The organism is Streptomyces sparsus (genome assembly GCF_054776295.1).
Window position 1 is genome coordinate 1 of sequence record NZ_BAAHCA010000453.1, and the last position, 3,920, is coordinate 3,920.

At 73.2% G+C, this 3,920-nt stretch carries 3 protein-coding genes; 1 reads left to right on the top strand and 2 read right to left on the bottom strand.

What is annotated here, in order from left to right; translation table 11 throughout:
• Positions 1 to 217: 217 nt before the first annotated feature.
• On the top strand, positions 218 to 1,306 hold the full coding sequence (locus ACYVE9_RS18315) for a lipase family protein (protein WP_461028962.1): 1,089 nt from the start codon (positions 218 to 220) through the stop codon (positions 1,304 to 1,306).
• Positions 1,307 to 1,431: 125 nt separating this feature from the next.
• Here the strand turns inward: ACYVE9_RS18315 and ACYVE9_RS18320 are convergent, their stop codons facing one another.
• Both ACYVE9_RS18320 and ACYVE9_RS18325 read right to left on the bottom strand, forming a co-directional pair.
• Complete coding sequence (locus ACYVE9_RS18320; RefSeq protein ID WP_461028960.1) at positions 1,432 to 1,731, bottom strand: hypothetical protein; 300 nt, start codon at positions 1,729 to 1,731, stop codon at positions 1,432 to 1,434.
• 261 nt (positions 1,732 to 1,992) lie between these two features.
• Positions 1,993 to 3,920 (bottom strand): AMP-dependent synthetase/ligase (locus tag ACYVE9_RS18325; protein ID WP_461028961.1); only part of this gene is annotated, 1,928 nt, incomplete at its 5' end.

Genomic DNA, 3,920 nt, shown 5'->3' on the forward strand with positions numbered 1-3,920 from the left:
GCCGGCCGGCACCCACACCGCGCAGGCCGCACCCGCACCCGCACCCGCACCCGCACCCGCACCCGCACCGGACGTCGCCCCCGCCACCGACGCCGGTTCCGCCTCCCGGAACAGTCCGGCCGCGCAGAGCACCGGTTCCGCCTCCCCGTACGGTTCCGCTTCCCTGCACAGTTCCGCCTCCCCGTACGGTTCCGCTTCCCTGCACAGTTCCGCTTCCCTGCATGGCTCCGCCTCCCCGCACGGCTCCGCCTCGCGCGTCGCGCCCGGGCATCGGCCCGGTGACCTGGTGAGCGTCCGGGCGCAGCGGTTCATGCCGAGCCGGCTGACCCCCTCGACCGCTCGGTCCTGGAAGATCCACTACCGCTCGACGACGGCCGACGGCCGGCCCAACGTCGTCTCCGGCACGGTCATCGTGCCCCGCGAGGCACATCCCGGCAGCCGCCCGCTGATCACCTACGCCGTCGGCACGGTCGGGCTGGCCGACAAGTGCGCGCCCTCCCGCACCTTTCCCACCGGCCGCACGAAGGAGGGGCCACTGATCCAGCAGGCCCTGTCACGCGGTTGGGCCGTGGCCGTCACCGACTACGAGGGGCTCGGCACTCCGGGCACGCACACCTACACCGTGGGCCGGTCCGCCGGACACGCCCTGCTCGACGCGGCCCGCGCCGCGATGCGGCTGCCGGAGGCCGGGCTGTCCGCGGACGCGCCGGTCGGCATCATGGGCTACTCGCAGGGCGGGCAGGCGTCCAGTTGGGCCGCCGAACTGCACGCCCGCTACGCGCCCGAGTTGCACGTCAGGGGCACCGCGACCGGCGGCGTGCCGCGTGACCTGATCGAGGTGGCCGAGTTCAACGAGGGCCGGGCCGGGGCCGGGCTCGTCGCCATGGCGGCGGTCGGGCAGGACGCGGCGTTCCCCGAGCTGGACCTGGACAAGTACCTCAACGCGCGGGGCAAGTTGCGGCGCGAGTTCGCCGAGAACCAGTGTGTGGAGGTGGCGTCCGGCACCTGGCCTTTCGGCCGGATCAGCGACATCACCCACACCGATCCGCTGAAGCAGCCCGACTGGGTGCGCCGCCTCGACGAGTCGCGGCTGGGCCGGACCGCGCCGTCGGCACCGGTCTTTCTCTACCACGGGGCCGCCGACCCGCTGATCCCCTACCGGTCCGGCACCGGCCTGCGGGACGAGTGGCGCTCTCGTGGCGCCGACGTCACGTTCACCGCACTGCCGTTGCAGCACGTGACGGGCGCGGTGGCCGGTTCGCCCCTGGCCATCGCCTGGCTCGCCGACCGCTTCCGGGACGGCTGACGCGACTTGGGCGGCCGGCGGACCGCCCAAGTCACCAGCCGCGCGACCACAACCCCAAGCACGCGACCACCCCAGTCCCGAACAACCACCCCTCGGGCGCCGGATCCGGCCGCCCCGGGGTGGTCTCAGTGCTCGTCCCAGTGGCCGTCGTGCGGGGCGTGCCGGTGGCCGTCGTGCACGTAGTCGGTGTGGTCGCCGTGCGGGACGGATACGTGTCCGCAACCCTCCCCGTGCTGGTGCTCGTGCGCGGTGTGCTCGCGGTGGGCGTCGGGTTCGCACTCGTCCCAGTGGTCGTCGTGCGCGCGGTGCAGGTGACCGTCGTGCGCGTACTCGACGTGGTCCCCGTGCTCCACCTGCTGGTGGCCGCAGGCGGGACCGTGCTCGTGGCTGTGCGAATCGTGTGTCCGGTGGGCGGCGGAGGTCATCGCGTGCTCCCTGCCTCGTCGGGCGGCCTGCGGGTTTCCGTGCGGCGCGGGCGCCCGGTCCCGGGCACCCGCGGGGCCGCCCGCAGGAGACGGTACTTGACCCTTCCAGCCTAACGCCGCGCACCCGGTACGCACCTTTGGCACGGTTTCGTCCCGACCCGGGGACATCGGCGATCAGTGCAGGTCCCGCCCCTCACCACCCCACTACCCGTACGGCGGCCCGCACTGCCATCCGCACCACCACCCCCCCTACCAGCACCGCTACTCGTACAGTGCGTCGATCTCCCGGGCGTAGTCGCGGACGATGGCTGCCCGGCGCAGTTTCAACGAGGGGGTGAGGTGACCGCCGGCCTCGGTGAAGTCCTCGGGCAGCACGGCGAAGCCGCGGATGGACTCGGCCCGGGAGACGAGCCGGTTGGCCTCGTTCACCGCCTGCTGGAGGTTGTGCAACAGCTCACCGTCGCGGACGAGTTCCTCGATCGGTACGTCCGTCTTGCGGTGCATGTGCCGCCAGTGGGCGAGGCCCTCCGGTTCCAGGGTGAGCAGCGCCGTCAGGTGGGGGCGGTTGTCGCCGATGACCAGGCACTGGTTGATCAGCGGGTGGCCGCGCAGCCAGTCCTCCAGCGGGGCGGGCGCGATGTTCTTGCCGCTGGAGGTGACGATGAGGTCCTTCTTGCGGCCGGTGATGGTCAGGTAGCCCTCGTCGTCCAGCTGTCCCAGGTCACCGGTGGCGAACCAGCCTTCACTGTCGGTCGCCGGAACGACCTGCCCGCTGTCGCAGTCCCAGTAGCCGCCGAAGACGTGGCGGCCCCGGAGCAGCACCTCACCGTCCGGCGCGATGCGCACGGCCGTGCCGGGCACCGGCCAGCCGACGGTGCCGAGCTTCGGCCGCAGCGGAGGGGTGACGGTGGACGCGGCGGTGGTCTCGGTCAGCCCGTAGCCCTCGAAGACCTCGATGCCGGCGCCGGCGTAGAAGGCGCCGAGCCGCTGTCCCAGGGGCGAGCCGCCGCAGATGACGTGCCGGACCCGGCCGCCGAGTGCGGCGCGCAGCCGCCGGTAGACGAGCGGGTCGTAGAGGCCGCGGGCGGCCCGCAGCAGGGTGCCCGGGCCCTTGCCGTCGCCGTTGCGGCCCTGTTCCCGGGCCTCGCCGTAGCGGACGGCGATCTTCGCGGCCCGGTCGAAGGAGCCGGCCTTGCGCATGTTCTCCGCGGTGGCCCGGCCGGTGTTGTAGACCTTCTCCAGGACGTAGGGGATGGCCAGCAGGAAGGTCGGCCGGAAGGCGGCGAGGTCGGCGAGCAGTTCGTCGGTCTGGATGCTCGGCGCGTGCCCGAGCCGTACCCGGGCGCGCAGGCAGCCGATGGCGACCATGCGGCCGAAGACGTGGGCGAGCGGCAGGAAGAGCAGCGTGGAGGCGGGTTCGTCGCTGACCGAGCGGAACACCGGGTGCAGCAGTGCGACGCAGTTGTCGACCTCGGCGAGGAAGTTGCCGTGGGTGAGGACGCAGCCCTTCGGCTGCCCGGTGGTGCCGGAGGTGTAGATGAGGGTGGCGACGCTGTCGGGGCCGAGCAGCGCCCGCCGCTCGGTGACGAGCGCGTCCGGTATCTGCCGCCCCTTGGCCACCAGTTGGCTGACGGCTCCGTTGTCGAGTTGCCACAGGTCACGTAGGCCCGGCAGGTCACCGCGGATGCCGCTGACCAGCCGGACGCCCACCACGTCCTCGACCACGACGGCGGCCACTCCGGCGTCCTGGAGGATCCAGCGGGTCTGGGCCGCGGAGGAGGTCGGATAGAGCGGCACGGTGATCAGTCCAGCGGCCCAGCCGGCGAAGTCCAGCAGGGTCCACTCGTAGCAGGTGCGGGCCATGATGCCCAGGCGGTCGCCGGGGCGCAGTCCCGAGGCGAGCAGGCCGCGGGCGGTGGCCAGCACCTCGTCGGCGAACTCGGCGCTGGTCACGTCCCGCCAGTCGCCGTTGTCCTGCTCGCGGCTGAAGACGACGTCGGTGGGGGCCTCGGCGGCGTTGTCGAAGGGGAGGTCCGCGAGTGAGCCGCGGGCGGGCGGCGCCACCAGCGGTGCCACCTCCGCCTGCCGGACCACGCCATCCACGCGGTGCAGCAACGGCGGCACGGGTTCCGTGCCCGCCGCACCCGCGGGATGCGCCGGGCCCCCCGGGCCACCGTGCCCGTTCCAGG